Origin of the sequence: Kineococcus rugosus, from assembly GCF_050871975.1 — a bacterium.
Lineage (GTDB): Bacteria > Actinomycetota > Actinomycetes > Actinomycetales > Kineococcaceae > Kineococcus.
This window is the reverse complement of sequence record NZ_JBJLSJ010000003.1, coordinates 126,329-147,787: the sequence shown is the minus strand read 5'-3', so window position 1 is coordinate 147,787 and position 21,459 is coordinate 126,329. Positions and strand designations below refer to the sequence as shown.

General features: G+C 72.4%; 16 protein-coding genes. 12 read left to right on the top strand and 4 right to left on the bottom strand.

Annotated features, from left to right (window positions below; translation table 11 throughout):
• Positions 1-7 precede the first annotated feature (7 nt).
• Both ACRYM6_RS02730 and ACRYM6_RS02725 read left to right on the top strand, forming a co-directional pair.
• Positions 8-1,228 (top strand): cobalamin-independent methionine synthase II family protein, encoded by a 1,221-nt coding sequence (locus tag ACRYM6_RS02730; RefSeq protein WP_432540964.1) that lies wholly within the window; start codon positions 8-10, stop codon positions 1,226-1,228.
• Positions 1,229-1,232: 4 nt separating this feature from the next.
• A complete protein-coding gene (locus tag ACRYM6_RS02725) occupies positions 1,233-2,027 on the top strand; it encodes a class I SAM-dependent methyltransferase (protein ID WP_432540962.1) in 795 nt (264 codons plus the stop codon).
• 27 nt (positions 2,028-2,054) lie between these two features.
• On the opposite strand, the gene ACRYM6_RS02720 is transcribed toward ACRYM6_RS02725, so the two are convergent.
• On the bottom strand, positions 2,055-3,164 hold the full coding sequence (locus ACRYM6_RS02720; RefSeq protein ID WP_432540960.1) for an ROK family protein: 1,110 nt from the start codon (positions 3,162-3,164) through the stop codon (positions 2,055-2,057).
• 258 nt (positions 3,165-3,422) lie between these two features.
• On the opposite strand from ACRYM6_RS02720, the gene ACRYM6_RS02715 reads away from it, so the two are divergent.
• The 5 genes from ACRYM6_RS02715 (at position 3,423) to ACRYM6_RS02695 (ending at position 11,978) form a co-directional block, all read left to right on the top strand.
• Positions 3,423-5,624, top strand: a complete 2,202-nt coding sequence (locus ACRYM6_RS02715) for an alpha-galactosidase (protein ID WP_432540958.1) — start codon at positions 3,423-3,425, stop codon at positions 5,622-5,624.
• Between the two features lie 208 nt (positions 5,625-5,832).
• A complete protein-coding gene (locus tag ACRYM6_RS02710; protein ID WP_432540956.1) occupies positions 5,833-7,173 on the top strand; it encodes an ABC transporter substrate-binding protein in 1,341 nt (446 codons plus the stop codon).
• 10 nt (positions 7,174-7,183) lie between these two features.
• Complete coding sequence (locus ACRYM6_RS02705; RefSeq protein WP_432540955.1) at positions 7,184-8,149, top strand: carbohydrate ABC transporter permease; 966 nt, start codon at positions 7,184-7,186, stop codon at positions 8,147-8,149.
• Complete coding sequence (locus tag ACRYM6_RS02700) at positions 8,146-9,063, top strand: carbohydrate ABC transporter permease (RefSeq protein WP_432540953.1); 918 nt, start codon at positions 8,146-8,148, stop codon at positions 9,061-9,063. The genes ACRYM6_RS02705 and ACRYM6_RS02700 overlap by 4 nt, the downstream gene beginning before the upstream one ends.
• Positions 9,060-11,978 (top strand): glycoside hydrolase family 2 TIM barrel-domain containing protein, encoded by a 2,919-nt coding sequence (locus tag ACRYM6_RS02695; RefSeq protein WP_432540951.1) that lies wholly within the window; start codon positions 9,060-9,062, stop codon positions 11,976-11,978. Before ACRYM6_RS02700 ends, ACRYM6_RS02695 begins: the two co-directional genes overlap by 4 nt.
• A 24-nt stretch (positions 11,979-12,002) precedes the next feature.
• On the opposite strand, the gene ACRYM6_RS02690 is transcribed toward ACRYM6_RS02695, so the two are convergent.
• Entirely contained in the window at positions 12,003-13,169 is a 1,167-nt protein-coding gene (locus ACRYM6_RS02690) for an ROK family protein (RefSeq protein ID WP_432540950.1), read from the bottom strand.
• Positions 13,170-13,431: 262 nt separating this feature from the next.
• On the opposite strand from ACRYM6_RS02690, the gene ACRYM6_RS02685 reads away from it, so the two are divergent.
• The 3 genes from ACRYM6_RS02685 to ACRYM6_RS02675 are packed head-to-tail and all read left to right on the top strand — an operon-like array spanning position 13,432 to position 16,725.
• Positions 13,432-14,379 (top strand): carbohydrate ABC transporter permease, encoded by a 948-nt coding sequence (locus tag ACRYM6_RS02685; protein ID WP_432540948.1) that lies wholly within the window; start codon positions 13,432-13,434, stop codon positions 14,377-14,379.
• 25 nt (positions 14,380-14,404) lie between these two features.
• Complete coding sequence (locus tag ACRYM6_RS02680) at positions 14,405-15,349, top strand: carbohydrate ABC transporter permease (RefSeq protein ID WP_432540946.1); 945 nt, start codon at positions 14,405-14,407, stop codon at positions 15,347-15,349.
• An 8-nt stretch (positions 15,350-15,357) separates the two neighbouring features.
• Positions 15,358-16,725: an ABC transporter substrate-binding protein gene (locus ACRYM6_RS02675; RefSeq protein WP_432540944.1), complete on the top strand. Its 1,368-nt coding sequence runs from the start codon at positions 15,358-15,360 to the stop codon at positions 16,723-16,725.
• Here the strand turns inward: ACRYM6_RS02675 and ACRYM6_RS02670 are convergent.
• Entirely contained in the window at positions 16,706-17,524 is an 819-nt protein-coding gene (locus ACRYM6_RS02670; protein WP_432540943.1) for a helix-turn-helix domain-containing protein, read from the bottom strand. The genes ACRYM6_RS02675 and ACRYM6_RS02670 overlap by 20 nt on opposite strands.
• 83 nt (positions 17,525-17,607) lie before the next feature.
• Between ACRYM6_RS02670 and melA the strand changes: the two genes are divergently transcribed.
• Together melA and ACRYM6_RS02660 are read left to right on the top strand one after the other, a co-directional pair.
• Complete coding sequence (gene melA, locus ACRYM6_RS02665; RefSeq protein ID WP_432540942.1) at positions 17,608-18,978, top strand: alpha-glucosidase/alpha-galactosidase; 1,371 nt, start codon at positions 17,608-17,610, stop codon at positions 18,976-18,978.
• Positions 18,979-19,004: 26 nt separating this feature from the next.
• Entirely contained in the window at positions 19,005-20,243 is a 1,239-nt protein-coding gene (locus ACRYM6_RS02660) for a glycoside hydrolase family 27 protein (protein ID WP_432541016.1), read from the top strand.
• Positions 20,244-20,295: 52 nt separating this feature from the next.
• Here the strand turns inward: ACRYM6_RS02660 and ACRYM6_RS02655 are convergent, their stop codons facing one another.
• Positions 20,296-21,459, bottom strand: coding sequence for an acyl-CoA dehydrogenase family protein (locus ACRYM6_RS02655; protein ID WP_432540941.1), 1,164 nt, complete (start codon positions 21,457-21,459; stop codon positions 20,296-20,298).

The following is a 21,459-nucleotide window of genomic DNA, read 5'->3' as shown; positions in this document are numbered from 1 at the left end:
GAGTCCCTTGTCCAGCAAGCAGATCCACGTCTCGCACGCCGGCAGCCTGCCGCGCACCCCCGAGCTCATCGCGGCCAACGAGGCGCGCCGCGTCGCCGACGACGGGTTCACCCTGGAGCGCACCCCCGAGTTCGAGGCCCTGCTCACCGACGCCGTCGTGGACCTCGTGCGGCGTCAGCGCGACCTCGGCGTGACGATCGTCGGCGACGGCGAGTACGGCAAGGCCATGTCCAGCGCCGTCGACTACGGCGCCTGGTGGTCGTACTCGTTCCAGCGCGTCGCCGGTCTGGAGGTCACCGGCGAGGACCTGTTCACCCAGCCCGTCGTGCGCTCGGCACCGGGGGAGGTCCGGCTGACGAGCTTCCCCGACCGCCGCGACTGGGTGCGGTTCCGCGAGGCCTACCAGGACCCGACGTCGGGCATCTCCACGGGCAAGAACGCCACCGCGTTCCCGGCCACCACCGGCCCGCTGTCCTACACCGGCCACGACGCGATCGCCTCCGACATCGCCAACCTCAAGGCCGGCCTGGCCGCCGCGGGCGTCGAGCAGGGGTTCATCACCTCGCTGTCCCCGGGCAGCGGCGCGCGCATCGCCAACCGGTACTACGCGACCGAGGAGGAGCACATCTGGGCGTGGGCCGAGGTGATGCGCGAGGAGTACAAGGCGGTCACCGACGCGGGGCTGATCGTGCAGATCGACGACCCGTCCATCGCGGAGAACTGGGACCAGATCAACCCCGAGCCCTCCGTGGAGGACTACCGCGCGTTCACCCGGATCCGCGTCGAGGCCCTCAACCACGCCCTGCGCGGCCTGCCCACCGAGCAGGTCCGGTTCCACCTGTGCTGGGGTTCCTGGCACGGCCCGCACACCACCGACGTCGAGTTCAGGCACATCGTCGACCTCATGCTGGAGATCGACGCCGGGTCCTACTCCTTCGAGGCGGCCAACGTGCGCCACGAGCACGAGTGGAAGGTCTGGCGGGACGTGCAGCTGCCCGAGGGCAAGACGATCGTGCCCGGCATCGTCAGCCACGCCACCAACGTCGTGGAGCACCCCGAGCTCGTCGCCGACCGGATCGAGCGGTTCGCCTCGGTCGTGGGCGCCGAGAACGTCGTCGCCTCCACCGACTGCGGCCTCGGCGGGCGCATCCACCCGCAGATCGCGGTCGCCAAGCTCGCCGCCCTGGGTGAGGGCGCCCGGATCGCGGGTTCGCGGCTGTTCGGGTGAGCTGATGGCGGCGGGGGAGGCGGCCTGGGCGCTGTGGCAGGACTCGCCGTGGGGCCGGTTGCGGTACCACGTCGTCGCCCGGCTCCTGCGGTCCTGGACCGAGGACCTGGGACCGGGGCTGCGGGTGCTCGACGCCGGCGGCGGGGACGGGCGCGACGCGCTGCCGTTCGCCCTCGCCGGCCACGACGTCACGGTCCTGGACCGGTCGCCGGAGATGCTCGCCCTGGCGCGCGCGGCCGCCGCGGCGGCCGGGGTCGCCGACCGCGTCCACACCGTGGCCGCCGACCTGGAGGACCTCACGGCCCTGGCGGCGCTGACCCGGCACCGCGAGGGCGGCTCGGGGTCCTTCGACGTGGTGTTCTGCCACGACGTCCTGCAGCACCGGGCTTCCCACCAGCAGGTGCGGGCGGACGTCGCGACGCTCGTGTCGTCGGTGCGCCCCGGCGGGCTGGTGTCGCTGCTGGCCCCGAACCCGCCCGCCGACGTCCTGGCGACCGTCCTCGGCCAGGGGCCCGCCGCCGCGTGGGTCGCCCTCGACGCCGAGCGGGCCGGCGACCCCGCGACCGGGCACACCGCGCTGCGGTTGTCCCCGGAGTTCGTCGAGGACGCCCTGGCCGCCGCCGGCTGCGACGTCGCGGGCCGCGCGGGCGTCCTCGCGGTCACGGCGCTGCTGGAGGACGCCCGGCGCGAGGACGACCGGGTCGTGGCCGACCTGGAGGAGCTGGAGGTCGAGCTCAGCGCGCGGCCCCAGTTCGCCGGGACGGCCCGGTACTGGCTGCTCGCGGGCCGGCGCCGCTGACCCCGCACGACCCCCGCGGGTCCGGGGTCAGCTGGTGGTGCGGCGGCTGCCGAGGACGAAGGTCTGGATCGCGGTGACGGCCGCGCCGCGGGCCCACTCGGTGAACCCGGTCGGCTGCACCTCCAGGTCCAGGGCGCTGGCGTACCGGCTGCGGTGCTCGTGCAGCCCGCGGTGCAGCGCGTCCTGCCCGACGACGGCCAGGCGGATCCCCTCGCCGGAGAGGATGACCTTCTCGGGCATGGTGAGGTTGCCGATGGCCGCGACGAGGACGCCGAGGCCGTAGGCGGAGTCGTCGACGACGCGGCGGGCCAGCCGGTCGCCGGCGGCGGCGAGGTCGAGGACGTCCTCGTACCGCACGGGGCGGCGCAGGGCCGCCGAGGCCCGGGACTCCACGGCCGCCACGGTGAGCAGCGCGTCGGCGCACCCCTGGTGCCCCTCGGGGCACAGCGGACCGCCGGGCAGCAGGGGGAAGTGCCCGAGCAGACCGACCCCGGCGTCCGGGCGGTCGAGCACCTCGTCGCGCACGACGAGGCCGTACCCGAGCCCCTCGCCGATGGTGAGGACGGCGAAGTGGCCGCAGCGGCGGGCCGACCCGAACCACTGCTCGGCGCGGGTGAAGGACAGCAGGTCGTTGTCGACCACGACCGGCAGGCCGAGCTCGGCCTCGAGGTCGCGGCCCAGGGGGACGTCCTGCCAGCCCAGGAAGCTGGCGTTCAGGACGTGCCCGCCCTCCCCGACGAGACCGCCGAGGGCGACCCCGACGGCGCGCACGTGCGCCGTCGCGCGGTGCCCGTGCTCCTCGACGACCGCCCGCGCGAGCCGGACCACGGTGGCGCGCACGGCGTCGGGGGAGGAGTCGGGCAGGACGGCCTCGGTGCTGCGCAGCACGTTGGCGCGCAACGAGGTCAGGACGACGTGCACGGTCGTCGCGGTCAGCTTCACCCCCACGAACAGGTGCGAGTTCTCGTCGACGTCCATGGGACGGGTGGGCCGGCCTGTCACGGGGTCGGGGGCCTCGCCGATCTCCCGGAGCAGGCCGGAGTCGAGCAGCGGCCGGGACAACCGGGTCAGCGTCCCGGCGGACAGGTCGAGCCGGCGGGCCAGCTCGCTGCGCGGCAGCGGCCCGTCCAGCAGCACTTCGAGGGCGATGCTGTGCGCCGTGCCCGTCAGTGGTGTCCAGGCCGCGGCGGTCGGCGCGGTGGGGGCGCCGGGTGCGGGAGCGTCGATGGTCCGCCTCCTTCGTCGGAGCCAGATCGTACGCCTGGGAGTGTTGGTGCGGAACCCACTTCCGGAACTTCACCCCCTCGGGTGTCGTGACCCGTGGTGTTTGACGGCGTGGGAGTTTCGGCGTACAACTCTCCCTGTCCAGTACGCCGACGTACCGACGGAGCCACCGTGACCCAGCACGACCCCACCCCCCTCGCCCCGGCCGAAGGCCCCGCCGTCGGGACCGGCGCCGTGGCGGGTCGGACCCTGCACCTGCGGGCCGCGGGCGTCAGCCTCGTCGTCGACGTCCCCGCGACGTCCGTCCCGGTCGTCGTGCACTGGGGCGCCGACCTCGGCGACCTGTCCGAGCGCTCCCTGGCCGACCTCGTCACCGCCGGCCGCACCGCCCGCGCCAACAACGACGTCGACGAGCCGCAGCCCGTGCGCCTGCTGCCCGAGCAGTCCTGGGGCTGGGCCGGGCGGCCCGGGCTGAGCGGGCACCGCGCGGGAGCCGCCTGGTCCACCCGCTTCGTGCCGACCGCGGTGCACCTCGACGAGGCGGCGGCCGGGGGGCGGCTGCAGGTCGAGTGCACCGACGACGACGCCGCGCTGGCGCTGACCCTCGAGCTCGAGCTCCTGCCCTCCGGCCTCCTGCGCCACCGCGCGACGGTGACCAACACCGGCGCGCAGCCCTACGAGGTGGCCGACCTCGCCCTCAGCCTGCCCGTCCCCGTGGTGGCGACGGAGCTGTTCGACCTCGCCGGCCGCTGGGCCAAGGAACGCCTCCCGCAGCGCCGCCCGCTGACCTTCGGCTCGCACGTGCGGGAGAACCGGCGGGGCCGCACCGGGCCGGACGCCCCGCTCGTCCTGGCCGTGGGGACCGAGGGCTTCGGGTTCCGCCGCGGCGAGGTGTGGGCCCAGCACACGGCCTTCAGCGGCAACCACCGCTCCGTCGTCGAGCGCCTCAGCAGCGGCGCGACGACGCTGTCCGGGGGCGAGCTCCTGCTGCCCGGCGAGGTGCGCCTGGCCACCGGCGAGAGCTACCGCACCCCGTGGGTGTTCGGTGCCTGGTCGGCCGACGGCCTCGACGGGGTCGCGGCCCGGTTCCACGAGCACCTGCGCTCGCGGCCGCACCACCCGAGCTCCCCGCGCCCGGTCGTGGTGAACACGTGGGAGGCGGTGTACTTCGACCTCGACCTCGGCAAGCTGCTGGAACTGGCCCGCGCCGCGGCCGACGTCGGTGCCGAGCGGTACGTGCTGGACGACGGCTGGTTCCGCCACCGCCGCTCCGACGACGCCGGCCTCGGCGACTGGTACGTCGACGAGGACGTGTGGCCGCAGGGTCTGCACCCCCTCGTCGACGGGGTCCGCGCGCTGGGCCTGGAGTTCGGGTTGTGGGTCGAGCCGGAGATGGTCAACCCCGACTCCGACCTGGCCCGCGCCCACCCGGACTGGATCCTGCGCGGCGGGGACCGGCTGCCGCCGGCCTCGCGGCAGCAGCAGGTGCTGGACCTGGGGAACCCCGACGCCTACGCGTACGTCCTGGAACGGCTCGACGCCGTCCTGTCCGAGTACGAGATCTCCTACCTCAAGTGGGACCACAACCGGGACCTCGTCGAGGCGGGGTCCGGCCCCGTCCGGGCGCCGGGCGTCCACGCGCAGACCCTCGCGGTCTACCGCCTGTTCGACGAGCTCCGGCGCCGGCACCCCGGCGTGGAGATCGAGTCCTGCTCCTCGGGCGGGCTGCGCGTCGACCTGGAGGTCCTGGAGCACACCGACCGGGTGTGGGCCAGCGACTGCATCGACCCGCTGGAGCGGCAGGACATCCAGCGCTGGACGGCGCAGCTGCTGCCGCCCGAGCTCATCGGCTCGCACGTCGGCGCCTCCCCGTCGCACACCACCCACCGGGCCAGCGACCTGTCGTTCCGGGCGGGCACGGCGCTGTTCGCCTCGTTCGGCATCGAGACCGACCTCACGAAGCTGACCGCGGGCGAACGGGAGGAGCTGACCCGCTGGGTCGCCCTCTACAAGGACGTCCGCGGCCTGCTGCACACCGGCACGCTCGTCCGGGCCGACGACGTCGACCCGTCGTTCCGCGTCCACGGGACCGTCGCGCCCGACGGCTCGGACGCGCTGTTCGCGGTCGTGCAGACGGGGACCCCCGACGGTTCCGTCCCCGGCCGGGTGCGCCTGCCCGGCCTGCTGCCCCAGGCGGAGTACGAGGTCACCGCGCAGGAGCCGGGGCACGACCCCGCCGTGCGCGGAGGACGGGACCTGCCGTGGCTCGCGGCGGGGGTCCGGCTGACCGGCCGCGCCCTCGAGGCGGCCGGGGTGGCCGCACCGGCGATGCAGCCGCAGCAGCTCCTGCTGCTGCGGGCGCGTCGCGTCTGACCACCCGGTCCCCGAGGTGGTCCAGAACCCCCGCGCCGCAGGCCCCCTGCCGCGCGGGGAGCAGTCCAGGTAGTCCCCCCGGGGTCCCCCCCGGACCGCTCGACACCCGATGAAACCCCAGCACACGCTCGCAGGGACTGACCGCCGTGACCACGGCCGGCAGCGCTGCGCGCCGCGTCCGGTCCCGGACGCCGACGAAGGAGTCGCGATGAACCGTCCCGCCACCGAATCCGAGTACCTCGCCGGCCTCGTGCCCGCGTCCGCCGGCCGCCACGGCTTCAGCCGCCGGTCGATGCTGCGCGGGTCGCTGCTCGCCGCCGGGATCCCCGCCCTGCTCGCCGCCTGCGGGAACGGCGGCGGGTCCGGCAACGGTGGCGGGGGAGGGGACCAGGTCACCCTCGGCTCGAACTTCTCCGACGAGGTCCCCCTGAAGACCATGGAGGCCATGGTCGCGGACGCCCAGGAGAAGCAGGGCATCTCGATCAAGCTCAACACGGTCGACCACACGACCTTCCAGAACAACATCAACAACTACCTGCAGGGCAGCCCGGACGACGTGTTCTCCTGGTTCGCCGGGTACCGCATGCAGTTCTTCGCGGCCCAGGGCCTGGCGTCGGACATCTCCGACATCTGGGGCACGATCGGTGCGAACTACACCGACGCCTTCAAGAAGGCCTCCACGGGTGAGGACGGCAAGCAGTACTTCGTCCCGACGACCTACGGCCCGTGGGCCGTCTTCTACCGCAAGTCGCTGTGGCAGGAGCGGGGCTACGAGGCCCCCGCGACCCTCGACGAGATGCGGGCCCTGTCCACCCGGATGCAGCAGGACGGTCTGGTCCCGCTCGCCTTCGCCGACAAGGAGGGCTGGCCGGCGATGGGCACGTTCGACCAGCTCAACATGCGCATCAACGGCTACCAGTTCCACGTGGACCTGATGGCCGGCGAGGAGTCGTGGACCGACCAGAAGGTCAAGACGGTCTTCGACACCTGGAAGGGCCTGCTGCCGTTCCACCAGACCGACTCCCTCGGCCGCACCTGGCAGGAGGCGGCCAGCGGCATCGTCAACAAGACGTCCGGGATGATGGTCATCGGCTCCTTCATCGGCCAGCAGTTCGAGGAGGCCGACCAGGAGGACATCGACTTCTTCAACTTCCCCGAGGTCGACTCCACCATCGGCGCCGACGCGGTCGAGGCCCCCATCGACGGCTTCATGATGTCCAAGCGCCCCCGCAATGAGGACGGGGCCAGGAAGCTGCTGGAGTACTTCGGGTCGCCGGACGACGGCGTCGTCCAGACCACGAACGACCCCTCGGGCATCGCGGCGAACACGAAGTCCGACCAGTCGCACTACACCGAGCTGCAGAAGAAGTGCGCCGAGTTCGTGGCGAGCGCGAAGTCCATCTCCCAGTTCATGGACCGCGACACCCGTCCGGACTTCGCCTCGACCGTCATGATCCCGTCGCTGCAGAAGTTCATCCAGGACCCGAACGACATCGACGGGCTCTGCACCGAGATCGAGAACCAGAAGAAGAGCATCTTCACCTCCTGAAGGAGCGCCCGTGTCGTCCCCCGACCTGCCGCTCGTGTCCCCGCAGACGGCGCACACCGCGCCGTCCGCGGGGTCCCACGAGGGCACCGGCAAGAACCAACGCGTCCGCCGCCTGACCGGCCGCGACCGCGTGGCCGTCGTCCTCATGGTCGCCGTCCCGACCCTCGTGGTCGTCGGCCTCATCTGGCTGCCGGCCCTCGCCTCGGTGCTGCTGTCGTTCACGAACTGGAACGGCGTCGGATCGCTGGCGGACGTGAAGGTCATCGGTGTGGAGAACTACACCAACGTCCTCACGAACTACCCGCCCTTCAAGCCGGCCGTCGAGCACAACCTGCTGTGGCTCGTCGTGATGTTCGTGGTGGCGACACCGCTCGGCATCCTCTTCGCGGTCCTCATCGACAAGGAGCTGAAGGGCAGCCGGTTCTACCAGACGGCGCTGTACCTGCCGGTCGTCCTGTCGCTGGCCCTCGTCGGGTTCATCTGGCAGCTGATGTACTCGCGCGACCAGGGGCTCGTCAACGCCGTGCTGGGGACGCAGGTGGACTTCTACGGCGACCCGCGGTGGAACATCTGGGCCGCGCTCTTCGCGACGTGCTGGAAGCAGGTCGGGTACGTCATGCTCCTGTACTTGGCCGGCCTCAAGGGGGTCGACGCCTCGCTCAAGGAGGCCGCCCAGATGGACGGCGCGAACCAGGTGCAGACGTTCTTCCGGATCGTCTTCCCGGTCATGCGGCCCATCAACATCATCGTCCTGGTCATCACGGTCATCGAGTCGCTGCGCGCCTTCGACCTGGTCTGGGTCATCAACCAGGGGCGCAACGGCCTCGAGCTCATCGCGACCCTGGTCACCGCGAACATCGTGGGTGAGGCCAGCCGCATCGGCTTCGGCTCCGCCCTGGCGACGATCATGCTCGTGATCTCGCTGGTGTTCATCAGCATCTACCTGTGGGTCGTCATGCGGGAGGACGAACGATGAGCTCGAGCACGATCGGGGGTGTCGGCGGCCGCACCGCCGCCGGCGTCCCCTCGGCACCGCACCGGACGCCGCCGGCGCGGATCGCCCTGTACGTCTTCCTCATCGCCTCGTCGGTGCTGTGGCTGTTCCCGCTGCTGTGGGCGGTGTTCAACTCCTTCCGCGACTACGGCTACACCCAGGCCAACGGGTACGCGTCCTTCGGCGGGTTCACGTTCATGAACTACGTGAACGCGTGGGAGCAGGGTGACTTCGGCCGCCACTTCCTGAACTCGGTCGTCATCACCGTCCCGTCGGTCGTGCTGGCGCTGCTGCTGGCCTCGATGGTCGCCTTCGTCGTGGCCCGCTTCAGCTTCAAGCTGAACCTGGCCCTGCTGGGCCTGTTCACGGCCGCGAACCTGCTGCCGCCGCAGGCCCTCCTCATCCCGCTGTACCGCCTGTTCCGCGCGATCGAGGTGCCGTACTGGTTCAGCTACTCCGGTTCGCTGCTCGACAGCTACTGGGCGCTGATCATCGTCAACACGGCCTTCCAGACCGGCTTCTGCGCCTTCGTGCTCAGCAACTACATGAAGACGCTGCCCTACGAGCTGTACGAGGCGGCCCAGGTCGACGGCCTGAGCGTCTTCAAGCAGTACTGGAAGATCACGCTCCCGCTGTGCCGGCCGGCCCTGGCCGCCCTCGCGGTGCTCGAGATCACCTGGATCTACAACGAGTTCTTCTGGGCGACCGTCCTGCTGCAGTCGGGGGACAAGTTCCCGATCACGAGCTCGCTGAACAACCTCAAGGGCCAGTTCTTCACCGACTACAACCTGCTGTCCGCCGGCTCGGTGCTCGTCGCCCTCCCGGTGCTCGTCGTGTTCTTCGCGCTGCAGAAGCAGTTCGTGTCCGGTCTCACGCTGGGAGCGACCAAGGGATGAACCACTGGTTCGAGGACTTCACGCCCGCGCAGGGTGCCCTCCCCGCGCGGGCGTGGGTGCGTTCGGACGCACCCGCGCTCCCGCTCAACGGGAGCTGGCGGTTCCGGTACGCCGAGCACGCCGACACCCCGGCCGACCTCGCCGACCCCGCACTGGACGACACCGGCTGGGACCGCATCGAGGTGCCCGGGCACTGGCAGCTCCAGGGATGGGGCGCCCCCGCGTACACGAACATCACCTACCCCTTCCCGGTCGAGCCGCCGTTCGTGCCGGACGAGAACCCCACGGGCGACCACCGCCGCACCTTCGTGCTGCCCGCGGGCTTCCTCGACGACCGGGCCCGGGCCGTGCTGCGCTTCGAGGGCGTCGACTCCGCCTTCACGGCGTGGGTGGACGGCACCGAGGTGGGGCGCTCGGTCGGGTCCCGGCTGCCCGTGGAGTTCGACGTCACGGACGCCCTCGCCGGCGCGGGGAACGGCGAGGCGGTCGAGCACCTGCTCGCCGTGCGCGTGCACCAGTGGTCGTCCGCGAGCTACCTCGAGGACCAGGACATGTGGTGGCTGTCGGGGATCTTCCGCGACGTCACGCTGCTGGCGCGGCCCGCCGGTGCCGTCGAGGACGTCTTCGTCCACGCCGGCTACGACCACGTGACGGGGTCCGGGTCGCTGCGCGTGGACACCCCGTCCCCGGCGCGGCTCCTCGTCCCGGAGCTGGGGATCGACGTGCCCTGCGGGCAGGACGTCGAGGTCCCGGGCGTCGAGCCGTGGTCGGCGGAGGTGCCGCGCCTGTACGACGCCGAGGTGGTGGGCGCCGGCGAGCACGTGCGGCTGCGCCTGGGCTTCCGGACCGTCGCGATCGTCGACGGGGTGTTCACCGTCAACGGCGCGCCCGTGAAGCTGCGCGGCGTCAACCGGCACGAGGTGTCGGCCGACCGCGGCCGCGCCGTCACCGACGCCGAGATGCTGGCCGACGTGCTGCTCATGAAGCGGCACAACGTCAACGCCGTCCGGACCAGCCACTACCCGCCGCACCCGCGCTTCCTGGACCTGTGCGACGAGCACGGTCTGTGGGTGGTCGACGAGTGCGACCTGGAGACGCACGGGTTCTGGCTCCTGGACTGGCGCGGCAACCCCTCGGACGACCCGCGCTGGCGCGAGGCGTACCTGGACCGGGCGCGCCGCACCGTGGAGCGGGACAAGAACCACCCGAGCATCGTCCTGTGGTCCCTCGGCAACGAGAGCGGCACCGGGCAGAACCTCGCCGCGATGTCCGCGTGGGTCAAGGACCGCGACCCCTCCCGGCCCGTGCACTACGAGCACGACTGGGCGGTGCCGTACGCCGACGTCTACTCGCGGATGTACGCCAGTCACGCCGAGGTGGAGGCCGTCGCGCGCCGCGCGGAGGAACCGCTGGAGGACCCGGCCGCCGACGCGCGCCGGCGGGCCATGCCCTTCGTGCAGTGCGAGTACGCGCACGCGATGGGCAACGGGCCCGGCGGCCTCGTGGAGTACCAGGAGCTGTTCGAGTCCTCCGAGCGGTGCATGGGCGGGTTCGTCTGGGAGTGGATCGACCACGGCCTGCGGCAGACCGGTCCCGACGGGGTCGAGCGCTTCGCCTACGGCGGCGACTTCGGCGAACCCGTCCACGACGGCGCCTTCGTCGCCGACGGGCTCGTCTTCCCCGACCGGACGCCCTCACCGGGCCTGCGCGACTACGCGGCCGTCATCGCCCAGGTGCGGCTGCGGCCCGAGACCACCCCGTCCGGGGACCTGCTGCGGCTGACCAACCACCACGACGTCGTCGGCCTCGGCCACGTCGCGCTGCGCTGGTCGGTCGAGGACGACGGGGTCCCGGTGACCTCCGGCACCCTGCCGACGCCGGAGCTGGCGCCGCGGGCCTCGACGCTGCTCGACCTGCCCGACGAGGTCGCGGCCCTGGGGCCGGCGACGGGCGAGCGCTGGTTCACGGTGACCGCGCACCTCGCGGCCGCCACCTCCTGGGCGCGGGCGGGGCACGAGCTGGGCCGCGGCCAGGTGCAGCTCGACGCCGCGACCGCGCCGCTCCCGCCCGCCGGGGACGCCCCCGTCCTGCGGGGTCCGGACCTCCTCGTCGGCCCCGCCGTCCTGGACGCGCGGACCGGCCGGCTGCGGCGGGTCGGGCCGGTGCCCGTCGAGGTCGCCGAGCTCGCGCTGTGGCGCGCCCCCACGGACAACGACCGCGGCGACTTCGGCGAACCCCTCGCCCCGACGTGGCGGGCGCTGGGCCTGCAACGGCTCCGGCACCGCACGGGACGGGTCGAGCGCACGGACGCCGAGGTGGTCGTCTCCGGCCGCAGCGCGCCGGCCGGCACGGACACCGGGTTCGTCACGACGTGGCGCTGGACCCCGCTGGCCGGCGGGGCCGTGCACCTGCGCGTCGACGTCGGGCCCGAGACGCCCGGCGGGCTCGACGTCCCGCTGCCGCGGGTCGGGGTCCGGCTCGCGCTGCCGCGCGAGCTGCGCCACCTGACGTGGTTCGGGCAGGGGCCGGGGGAGGCCTACCCCGACACGGGGTCGGCGACGTGGACGAGCCGGTTCTCGGCGACCGTGGAGGAGCTGCAGACGCCGTACGTCCGGCCGCAGGAGAACGGCCAGCGGGCCGGGGTCCGCTGGGCCGACCTCACCGACGGCGCGGGCCGCGGGCTGCGCGTCCGCAGCACCACGCCGTTCGGGGTGACCGTGCGGCCGTGGAGCACCGAGGCGCTCGACGCCGCGACGCACACGTCCGCGCTGCACGACGAGGGGCGGGTCTGGCTGCACCTGGACCACGCCCAGCAGGGGATCGGGTCCGGGTCGTGCGGGCCCGGCGCGCTGCCGCGGTACCGGCTCCAGGCCGGGCCCGTGAGCTTCGGCCTGGTCCTCGAACCCCTGGGCTGAGCCGGCCGGCGGTCCGGGCGGGAGTCAGCGGCGCGAGCCGAGGACGAACGTCCGGATCGCCGTCACCGCGGCCCCCCGGGCCCACTCCTCGAACCCCGTGAGCTGCACGTCCACGGGGATCGGGCCGGCGAGCGGGTTGCGGCCCGCGCCGAACCCCGCGTCGAGCGCGTCCCGGCCGACCTCGGCCAGTCGCGCGTTCTCCCCGGAGACCACGATCCGCTCGGGCATGGTGAAGTTCCCCACCGCCGCGAGCAGGGTCCCCAGCGCCCGGGCGGCGTCGTCGACCACCCTGCGGGCCAGCGGTTCCCCCCGCTCGGCGAGGTCGAGCACCTCCTCCACGCCGACGGGCCGGCGCAGCGCCAGCCCGGCGCGCGCCGCGAGCGCCTCCGTCGACAGCACCGCCTCCGCGCACCCCACGTGCCCCGCCGGGCAGAGCGGGCCGTGCGGGTCCAGGGGGTGGTGCCCCAGCAGCCCGACACCGGAGTCGGGCCGGTCCACCACCTGGTCGTGGACGACGAGCCCGTAGCCGATCCCCACCCCCACCACGACGACGGCGAAGTGGCCGCAGCGGCGCGCGGACCCGAACCACTGCTCGGCGCGGGTGAGCGACAGGACGTCGTTGTCGACGACGACCGGCAGGCCGAGCAGGTCCTGCAGCGACGCCCCGAGGGGCACGTCCTCCCAGCCGAGGTAGCGGGCGCTGTCCACGACGCCGTCCGGGCCCACCTTGCCGCCCAAGCTGACGCCCACCGCCCGGACCGACCCGGCCTCGTCCCCGGGGAGGCCGTGGACGAGCCCGGCCACGGTCCGCGCGACGTGCGCGGGGGAGCGGTCGGCGAGAGCGGCCTCGCCGGAGGCGACGACCTCGGCCCGCAGCGTCGTCAGGACCGCGTGGGCCGTGTCGGCGGTGAGCTTGACCCCGACGAAGCGGTCGCGGGAGTCGTCGACGTCCAGCGGGCGGGTCAGGCGGCCGGTCGCGGGGTCGGGCACGCCGCGGGTCTCGACGAGGAGCCCGGAGTCCAGCAGCGGCTTCGACAGGCGGGTCAGGCTGCCCGCGGACAGGTCCAGCCGGCGCGCCAGCTCGCTGCGGGGCAGCGGTCCGTCGAGGAGCACTTCCAGGGCGATGCTGTGCGCGGCGCCCGTGAGCGGTGCCCACGTCGACCGTCGACCGGGTGCGGTGTCCGCGCTCACCTGCGACCTCCTCGCGACATCTGCGTCGACCTGCCGGCGGCACCGTACCTGACTTCCGCGACGGAAGCCGGACCGCGGCCGTGCGGCGTGTCTCGAGGACGTCACGATCCTGGACCGGGTCCCGCGTGCCCGTTGACGGTCCACTGGGTATTGCCGTAGAACTCACCCACACGAGAAGCCCGGCCCACGACGACGTGTCCACGGAGATCAAGTGCATCCCACGCTTCCCCCGCCGCCCGCCCACCCCCGGAAGGCCTGAGCCATGGCGCTCACCAGCAGGAACGCCCGGACGGGGAGCAGCGCCTCCGTGACCGGGCAGCAGCTGCGCCCCGACGTCAACGGCAGCACCCGCGAACGGCTGACGGCGCTGGCGTTCATCGCCCCGGCCCTGCTGGGGTTCGTCGTCTTCTACTTCTGGCCCACCCTGCGGGGCATCTACTTCAGCTTCACCGAGTACGACGTCTTCAACCGGCCGGAGTTCGTCGGGCTGGCGAACTACACCGCCCTGTTCCAGGACGCGATCTTCTGGAACGCGATGAAGGTGACGCTGCAGTACGTCGTCATCAACATCGGCACCCAGACGGTGCTGGCGCTGCTGCTGGCGGTCCTGCTGCACCGGCTGACCCGCTCGATCCTGGTCCGCAGCATCATCGTCCTGCCCTACCTCATCTCGAACGTCGTCGTGGCGCTGGTCTTCTACTGGATGCTCGACGCGCAGATCGGCATCACCAACCAGTTCCTGGGCTGGATCGGCATCGACGCCGTCCCGTTCTTCGGCGACCAGAACTGGGCCATCCCGACCATCGCGTTCATCAACACCTGGCGGCACCTGGGCTACACGGCCCTGCTGCTGTTCGCCGGGATGCTGATGATCCCCGGCGACGTCTACGAGGCCGGCCGCGTGGACGGGGCCTCGGAGTGGAAGATGTTCTGGCGCATCACGCTGCCGCTGCTGCGCCCGATCCTCGCCCTCGTGCTGGTCATCACCGTCATCGGCTCGTTCCAGGCCTTCGACACCGTCGCGGTCACGACGTCCGGTGGTCCCGGGGACGCGACCCGCGTGATCCAGTACTACATCTTCGACCTCGCCTTCCAGCGCTACCAGTTCGGGTACGCCTCGGCGGTCTCGGTCGTCCTCTTCCTCATCCTCGCCGTCGTCGCGTTCGTCCAGCTCCGGCTGATGCGCGCCGACGAGTCCGACGTCGCCTGAGCGACCAGAGATCCAAGGAGGCGTCGTGGCCACCACCGCCACCACGTTCGACGAGGCCGTCGCGGTCTCGAAACCCACCGGAGGCGCCCGTCGCGGTCGCCCCGGTCTCGGCCGGGTCCTGGCCTGGACGACGCTCGGCATCATCATGCTGGTGACGCTGTTCCCCTTCTACTGGATGCTGCGCACCGCGTTCTCCAACGGCGCGTTCCTGGCGACCGAGCCGACCAACCTGCTGCCCGTCGAGCCCACCACGGGGGCCTTCGAGCGCGTGTTCGGCCTGGCGACGACGGCCGAGGCGCAGGCCCAGGGCGGGTCGGGCGCGTCGGTCAGCCTGTTCCGCTCGCTGCTGAACTCCGTCCTCGTGGCCTCGTTCATCACCGCCGGCCAGGTCTTCTTCGGCGCGCTGGCCGCCTACGCGTTCTCGCGGCTGCGCTGGCCGGGCCGCAACGCGGTGTTCTTCCTCTTCCTCACCGCACTCATGGTGCCGCCGATCTTCACCCAGCTCCCGAACTTCCTGCTCATGCGCGACCTGGGGCTGCTCAACAGCTACGCGGCGATCATCCTGCCCTTCTTCTTCATGACGCCGTTCGCGATCTTCTTCCTGCGCCAGTTCTTCCTGGGCATCCCGCGGGAGGTCGAGGAGGCCGCGCGCCTGGACGGCGCCTCGGCGGTCGGGCGGTTCTTCCGGGTCATCCTGCCGATGGCCTCCGGCCCGCTGGTGACCTTGACGATCCTGCAGTACATCCAGGCCTGGGGTGAGTACTTCTGGCCGCTGCTGGTCGCCTCCGACCGCGACCACCGCGTCCTGACCGTGGCGCTGGGCATCTTCCGCTCCCAGACCCCGCAGGGCGCTCCCGACTGGGCCGGCCTGATGGCCGCCACCCTGCTGGCCGCGCTCCCCGTCATCGTCCTGTTCGCGATCTTCAGCCGGAAGGTCGTCAACTCCATCGGCTTCTCCGGCATCAAGTGAGGACGGCTGTGAAACGCTCGAAGAAGAGGATCCGCACCTCGATCGCCTTCGCCGGTGCCGCGCTCATGCTGTCGGCCTGCGGCACCTACGGCGTCGACCCGGGCGCCGACGGCGACACGGGCACCGTCACCTACTGGCTGTGGGAGTCGGCCCAGCTGCCGGCGTACCAGCAGTGCGCGAACGACTTCCAGGCGCAGAACCCGGACATCGACATCCAGATCGAGCAGTTCGGCTGGGACGACTACTGGAACAAGCTCTTCACGGGCTTCGTCGCCAACTCCGCCCCGGACGTCTTCGCCGACCACACCCAGCGCTACGGCGAGTTCGCCGAGCGCGGTCTCATCGTGCCCATCGACGAGCAGGTCGAGGAGGCCGGGATCGACCTCGACGCGTACGTCGAGGGGACGACGGACCTGTGGATCGGCCCGGACGGCAAGCGCTACGGCCTGCCCAAGGACTTCGACACCATCGGCCTGTTCTACAACGAGGCCATGACGGCCGAGGCCGGCATCTCCGCGCAGGACATGGGGAACCTCACCTGGAACCCGCAGGACGGCGGAACCTACGAGGACGTCATCGCCCGCCTGACCGTCGACGAGAACGGCGTGCGCGGCGACGAACCGGGCTTCGACAAGTCCAAGGTGAAGACCTACGGGCTCGGCCTGGGCTCTTCCGGAGCCCCGTTCGGCCAGGTCGAGTGGTCCTACCTGGCCATGACCACCGGCTGGACGTACGCCGACCAGGAGATGTGGGGGACGACGTTCAACTACGACGACCCGCGGTTCCAGGAGACGTACTCGTGGTGGCGCGGGCTCATCGAGAAGGGCTACATGCCGCCGCTGGCCCTCACCGAGGGCGGGGCGCCGGACCAGCAGATGCAGGCCGGCCGGTACGCCATCGTCAGCGAGGGGTCCTGGCAGACCGCCAACTACGGGAAGCTGCAGGGGGTGGACCTGGCGCTGGCCCCGACCCCGATCGGGCCGTCGGGGCAGCGGGCGGCCATGCAGAACTCCCTCGCGGACTCCATCTCGACCTCCTCGAAGGTGAAGGGGGCGGCGTGGAAGTGGGTGCAGCACCTGGCCTCGGAGGAGTGCCAGTCGGTCGTCGCGGAGGCGGGGGTGGTCATGCCGGCCATCGCCAGCACGGTCGAGACCTCCAAGCGCTCCCTGGGCGAGACCGGGTTCGACGTCAGCGCCTTCACCGACCAGGTCGAGCAGGGGACGACGTTCCCCTACCCGGCCGTCCTGAACGGCGCCGAGTTCCAGAGCATCATGGCCTCGGCGATGGACAACGTCATGGCCTTCAACGCCGACGTCGACGCCCTCGACGCCGCGAACGACAAGGTCAACGCCCTCTTCACGGCCCCGCCGGAGTGACGGACCGGGTGGCGCGGTAGGCGCCGGGGGAGCAGCCGCACGCCTTCGAGAAGTGGGCGTACAGGCTGCTCCCCGACCCGAACCCGGCGGCGTGCGCGATGGCCGCCGTCGTCATCGAGGTCGTCAGCAGCAGCCGCTGGGCCTCGGCGATCCGGTGCCGCAGCAGCTGCTCGCCGAGGGTCACCCCCGTCGCCTCCCGGAACAGGGTGGTGGCGTAGTTGGGGTTCAGGTTCGCCGCCCGGGCGACGTCGGCGGCGGACACCCCGGCCCGGAAGTTCTCCGCCGCGAACCGGGCCATCCGCGCCACCGGGCGCAGGTCCGGCCGGGCGCGGGACGCCGGGGAGGAACCCCCGTGTGCCAGGATCCTCAGCACCAGGGCGTTCGCCTCCATCAGGACGGTCTCGGTGTGCCGACCGACTGCGACGTCGCGCTCCCACGTGGCGAACTGCGCCTCGACGTGGCCGCCCAGGGCGGCCGTCGGCACCACCACCGTGCCGTGCGACATGACCCGGGCGGAGAACTCCTCGGGCAGCGACCACCGCAGCACGGCCGTCAACGGCAGGTGGATCCAGCAGATGTCGCTGTCCTGCGGCGTCTGCGCTGGGAGGAGCCGGTGCGGGGCGGCGGCCCAGAACATCGCGGTGTGCCCCGGCGGGACGCTGACGCGCTCCCCGGCGAGCAGGTACTCCAGCCCGCCGCGGACGGCGACGTTGATCTCCAGGTCGTCGTGGCGGTGGAACTCCCGCATCGGGGGGACCGCACCGCGGTGGACCCACAACGCCGGTGCCGCGATCTCCACGCGCTCAGACTACCTGAGGATGCTGGACACTCCGCCGGGTTCTCCGGAGGTCTGCGGACGCGCCCGGTGCCTAGCCTGGGGGCATGACGCAGAGCCCCAAGATCACCATCATCGGCGCCGGTGGTTTCGTCTTCCCGTTCCGGCTGATCGGCGACATCCTCAGCTTCCCGGCCCTGCGGTCGGCCCGGCTGTGCCTCATGGACGTCCGCCCCGACAAGCTGGGGCCGGTCGCCGACGCGGCCCGCAAGCTCGTCGCGCACCACGGCTTCGACGCGCAGGTCGAGGAGACGACCGACCGCCGCGCCGCCCTCGACGGAGCCGACTTCGTCATCATCACCTTCCAGGTCGGCGGGGTCGAGGCGTACCGGGACGACGTCCTCATCCCCCGCAGGTACGGCATCGACCAGACCGTCGGCGACACCGTCGGCCCCGGCGGGGTGTTCCGCTTCCTGCGCTCGGTCCCGGCCTACGAGGCCATCGCGGCCGACGCCCACGAGGTCTGCCCGGACGCGGTGTTCATCAACTACGCCAACCCGATGGCCATGGCGACGGCGTTCCTCAACGCCAAGGGCCTGAAGACCGTCGGCCTGTGCCACAGCGTCCAGGGCACCACCCGCATGCTGGCCCGCACCCTCGGCGTCCCCTACGAGGAGGTCAACTACCTCTCGGCCGGCATCAACCACCAGGCCTGGATCCTGAGGTTCCGCCACGGCACCGAGGACCTCTACCCGCGGCTGCGCCAGGTCATGAACGAGAAGCACGTCGTCGGCCGCGCCGCCGGCGAGCTCGCCGGAGACGACGGCGACCACAGCGGGGCCGCGCAGGCCGCCAGCACCTACGAGGGCGGCAACGAGCAGGTCCGCACCACCATCATGAACGCGTTCGGCTACTTCGAGACCGAGTCCAGCCACCACGCCTCGGAGTACCTGCCCTACTTCCGCAAGAACGCGGAGATGATCCGGGAGTACATCCCCGAGCGCTGGGACTACTACGAGATCTGCGTGAACCACGACGACCAGGGCGACATCGACACCCAGCTCGACAAGCTCAAGGAGGACCTGGCGCCCAGCGTGGAGTACGGCGCCTCCATCGTGAACTCCGTCGTCACCGGCGTCCCCAGCGTCGTCTACGGCAACGTCCCCAACGTCGGCGTCATCTCCAACCTGCCGTCCGACGCCTGCGTGGAGGTGCCCTGCCTGGTGGACGAGAACGGCGTCCAGCCCACCGCCATCGGGGAGCTGCCGCTGCAGCTGGCCGCCCTGAACCGCACCAACGTCAACGTGCAGACGCTGGCCGTGCGCGCCGCCCTCACCGGCGACCGCGAGCACGTCCACCACGCCGTCGCGGTGGACCCGCTCACCGCGGCCCTGCTCACGCTGGAGCAGGCCCGCGCCATGACCGACGAGCTGCTGGCCGCGCACGCCGAGCGGCTGCCGGAGAACCTGCGCCCGTGAGCGTCGCGAAGCCGGCCCGCCCGCCGATGGGCTGGAACAGCTGGGACTGCTACGGCACCGGCGTGACCGAGGAGGAGGTGCTCGCCAACGCCCGCTTCCTGGCCGAGCACCTCCTGGAGTTCGGCTGGGACACCGTCGTCGTCGACATCGACTGGTCCGACCCCACCGCCCGCGCGCACGGCTACAACGCCGACGCGCCGCTGTGCCTGGACGACCTGGGGCGGCTGGTCCCCGACCCGGGCCGGTTCCCCAGCTCCGCCGGGGGAGCGGGGTTCGCGCCCCTGGCCGACCAGGTGCACGCCCTCGGGCTGAAGTTCGGGATCCACGTCATGCGCGGGGTCCCGCGCCGGGCCGTCACCGACGACACCCCGTTCGTCGACCGGACCAACGTGTGCGAGTGGAACCCCGACATGTTCGGCCTCGACCACACCCACCCCGGGGCGCAGGCGTACTACGACTCGACGCTGGAGCTGTACGCGTCCTGGGGGGTCGACTTCCTCAAGGCCGACGACATGCTGTGGCCGTACCAGGCCGCCGACGTCGAGGCGTACGCCCGCGCGATCGAGCGGTCCGGCCGCGACATCGCGCTGAGCCTGTCCCCGGGGCGGGACCTGTCGCTGTCCCGGCTCGAGCACCTGCGCCGGCACGCCACGATGTGGCGGGTCTGCGACGACCTGTGGGACCGGTGGGAGGACGTCGAGGCCAACTTCGCCCGGTTCGCGCGGTGGGCCCCGCACGCCGGGCCGCAGGGCTGGCCCGACGGCGACATGCTCCCGCTGGGCCGGATCGGCCTGCGCGCCGAACGGGGCGAGCCCCGGCACGACCGGCTCACCCCGGCCGAGCGGCGCACCCTCCTCACGCTGTGGGTGGTGGCCCGGTCGCCGTTGATGATCGGCGGGGACCTGCCGAGCTCGGACCCGGCCACCGTCGCGCTGTTCACCAACGCCGACGTGCTCGCGGTGCTCGACGCGACCTGGAGCCGGGAGGTGTTCCGGGAGGGGCCGCTGGTGCTGTGGACCGCCGAGGGCGGCCACGTCGCCGCGTTCAACCTGGGCGACGACCCCCTGTCCGTCGCCCTCGACAGCCGGGACGTCGACCTGCCCGCCCGGCTGGGGACCGTCCGGGACCTGTGGACCGGGGAACCGGTCGGGACGGTGCCGGTGAGCGCGCAGGAAGACGCCACCCGCGGCGTCGCCCCCGGCAGCACCGCGATCCCGGTCACCCTCGAACCGCACGGCAGCGTCCTGCTGCGCCACACCCCCTGACCGGCGGCGGGACCCCGGTGGTCGTCGACCACCGGGGCCCCGCCCGGTCACCTCAGGTGTAGAGCGTGAACTCCGGGTGGGCGCCGGTCAGGAAGTGGTTCCCGACCTCCCTCGCCTTGTACTGCACCGGGTCGTGCAGCGTGTGCGTCCGCACGTTCCGCCAGAAGCGGTCGAAGCCGTGCTTGTTCGCCGACGCCCGGGCCCCGGTCACCTCGTAGATCGCCGACGTCGCCTCGACCGCGAGGTCGGAGGAGACCACCTTCAGCGCCGCGATCTCCTCGGCGACCTCGCCCCGCTCGGCCCACGTCAGGTCCGCGCCGCGCTCGTGCGCCTGCGACAGCGACTCGCCCACGCTGCGGCCCAGCGCCTCCGCCGCCCGCAACCGCGCCACCAGGCGCCCGTACGTCGCCAGGACGTACGGGTCCTCCACGGCCCGCTCCACGTCCGACAGCAGCCACGGCCGCGACGTCGTGCGGGTGTACTCCGAGGCCGCCTCCAGCGCGCCGCGCGTCACCCCCAGGTAGAAGTGCCCGAACGCCGCCTGGATCGCCGGGGTCACCAGCGAGCCGAACGCGCCGCTGGTCGAGGCCGACCCCAGGACGGCGTCCGGCTCGACGCGCACGTCGTCGAACCGGACCGACCCCGACGCCGACAGCCGCTGGCCGAGGTTGTCCCAGTCGCCGTTCTTCACGAAACCGGGCGCCTCGCGCGGCACCAGGACCAGCAGGTCCCGCCCGTCGTCGGTCACCCCGCCCACGAGGGTGACGTCCCCGACGCTGGCGCCGGTCGAGAAGTTCTTCGTGCCGCTCAGCACCCAGCCGTCCCCGTCCCGCGCCAGGTGCAGGTCCGGGTCGACCGGGTTCACCGAGTCGCCCCACAGCCACTGCTGCTCGGCCGAGGGGACGCCCCAGCGGGCGCGGCCGGCGTCGTCGGCCACCCACACGAGGTTGTGGGCGTTGACGTAGTGGTAGGCGATGAGCTGCGCGATCGACCCGTCCGTGCGGGCGATCTCGCGCACCACCTCCAGCGCCACCGACCACGGCAGCCCCGCGCCGCCGACCGACGTCGGGTGCAGGACGGCCGGCAACCCGGCCTTGCGCAGCAGCTCGGCCTCGGCGAAGGGCTCGGCGTTGGCGCGGTCGCGGTCGAGCGCGTCGAGGGCGAGGTGGTTCGCGACGTCGCGGGCGGCGTCGAGGACCTGGTCACGGGTGGTCAT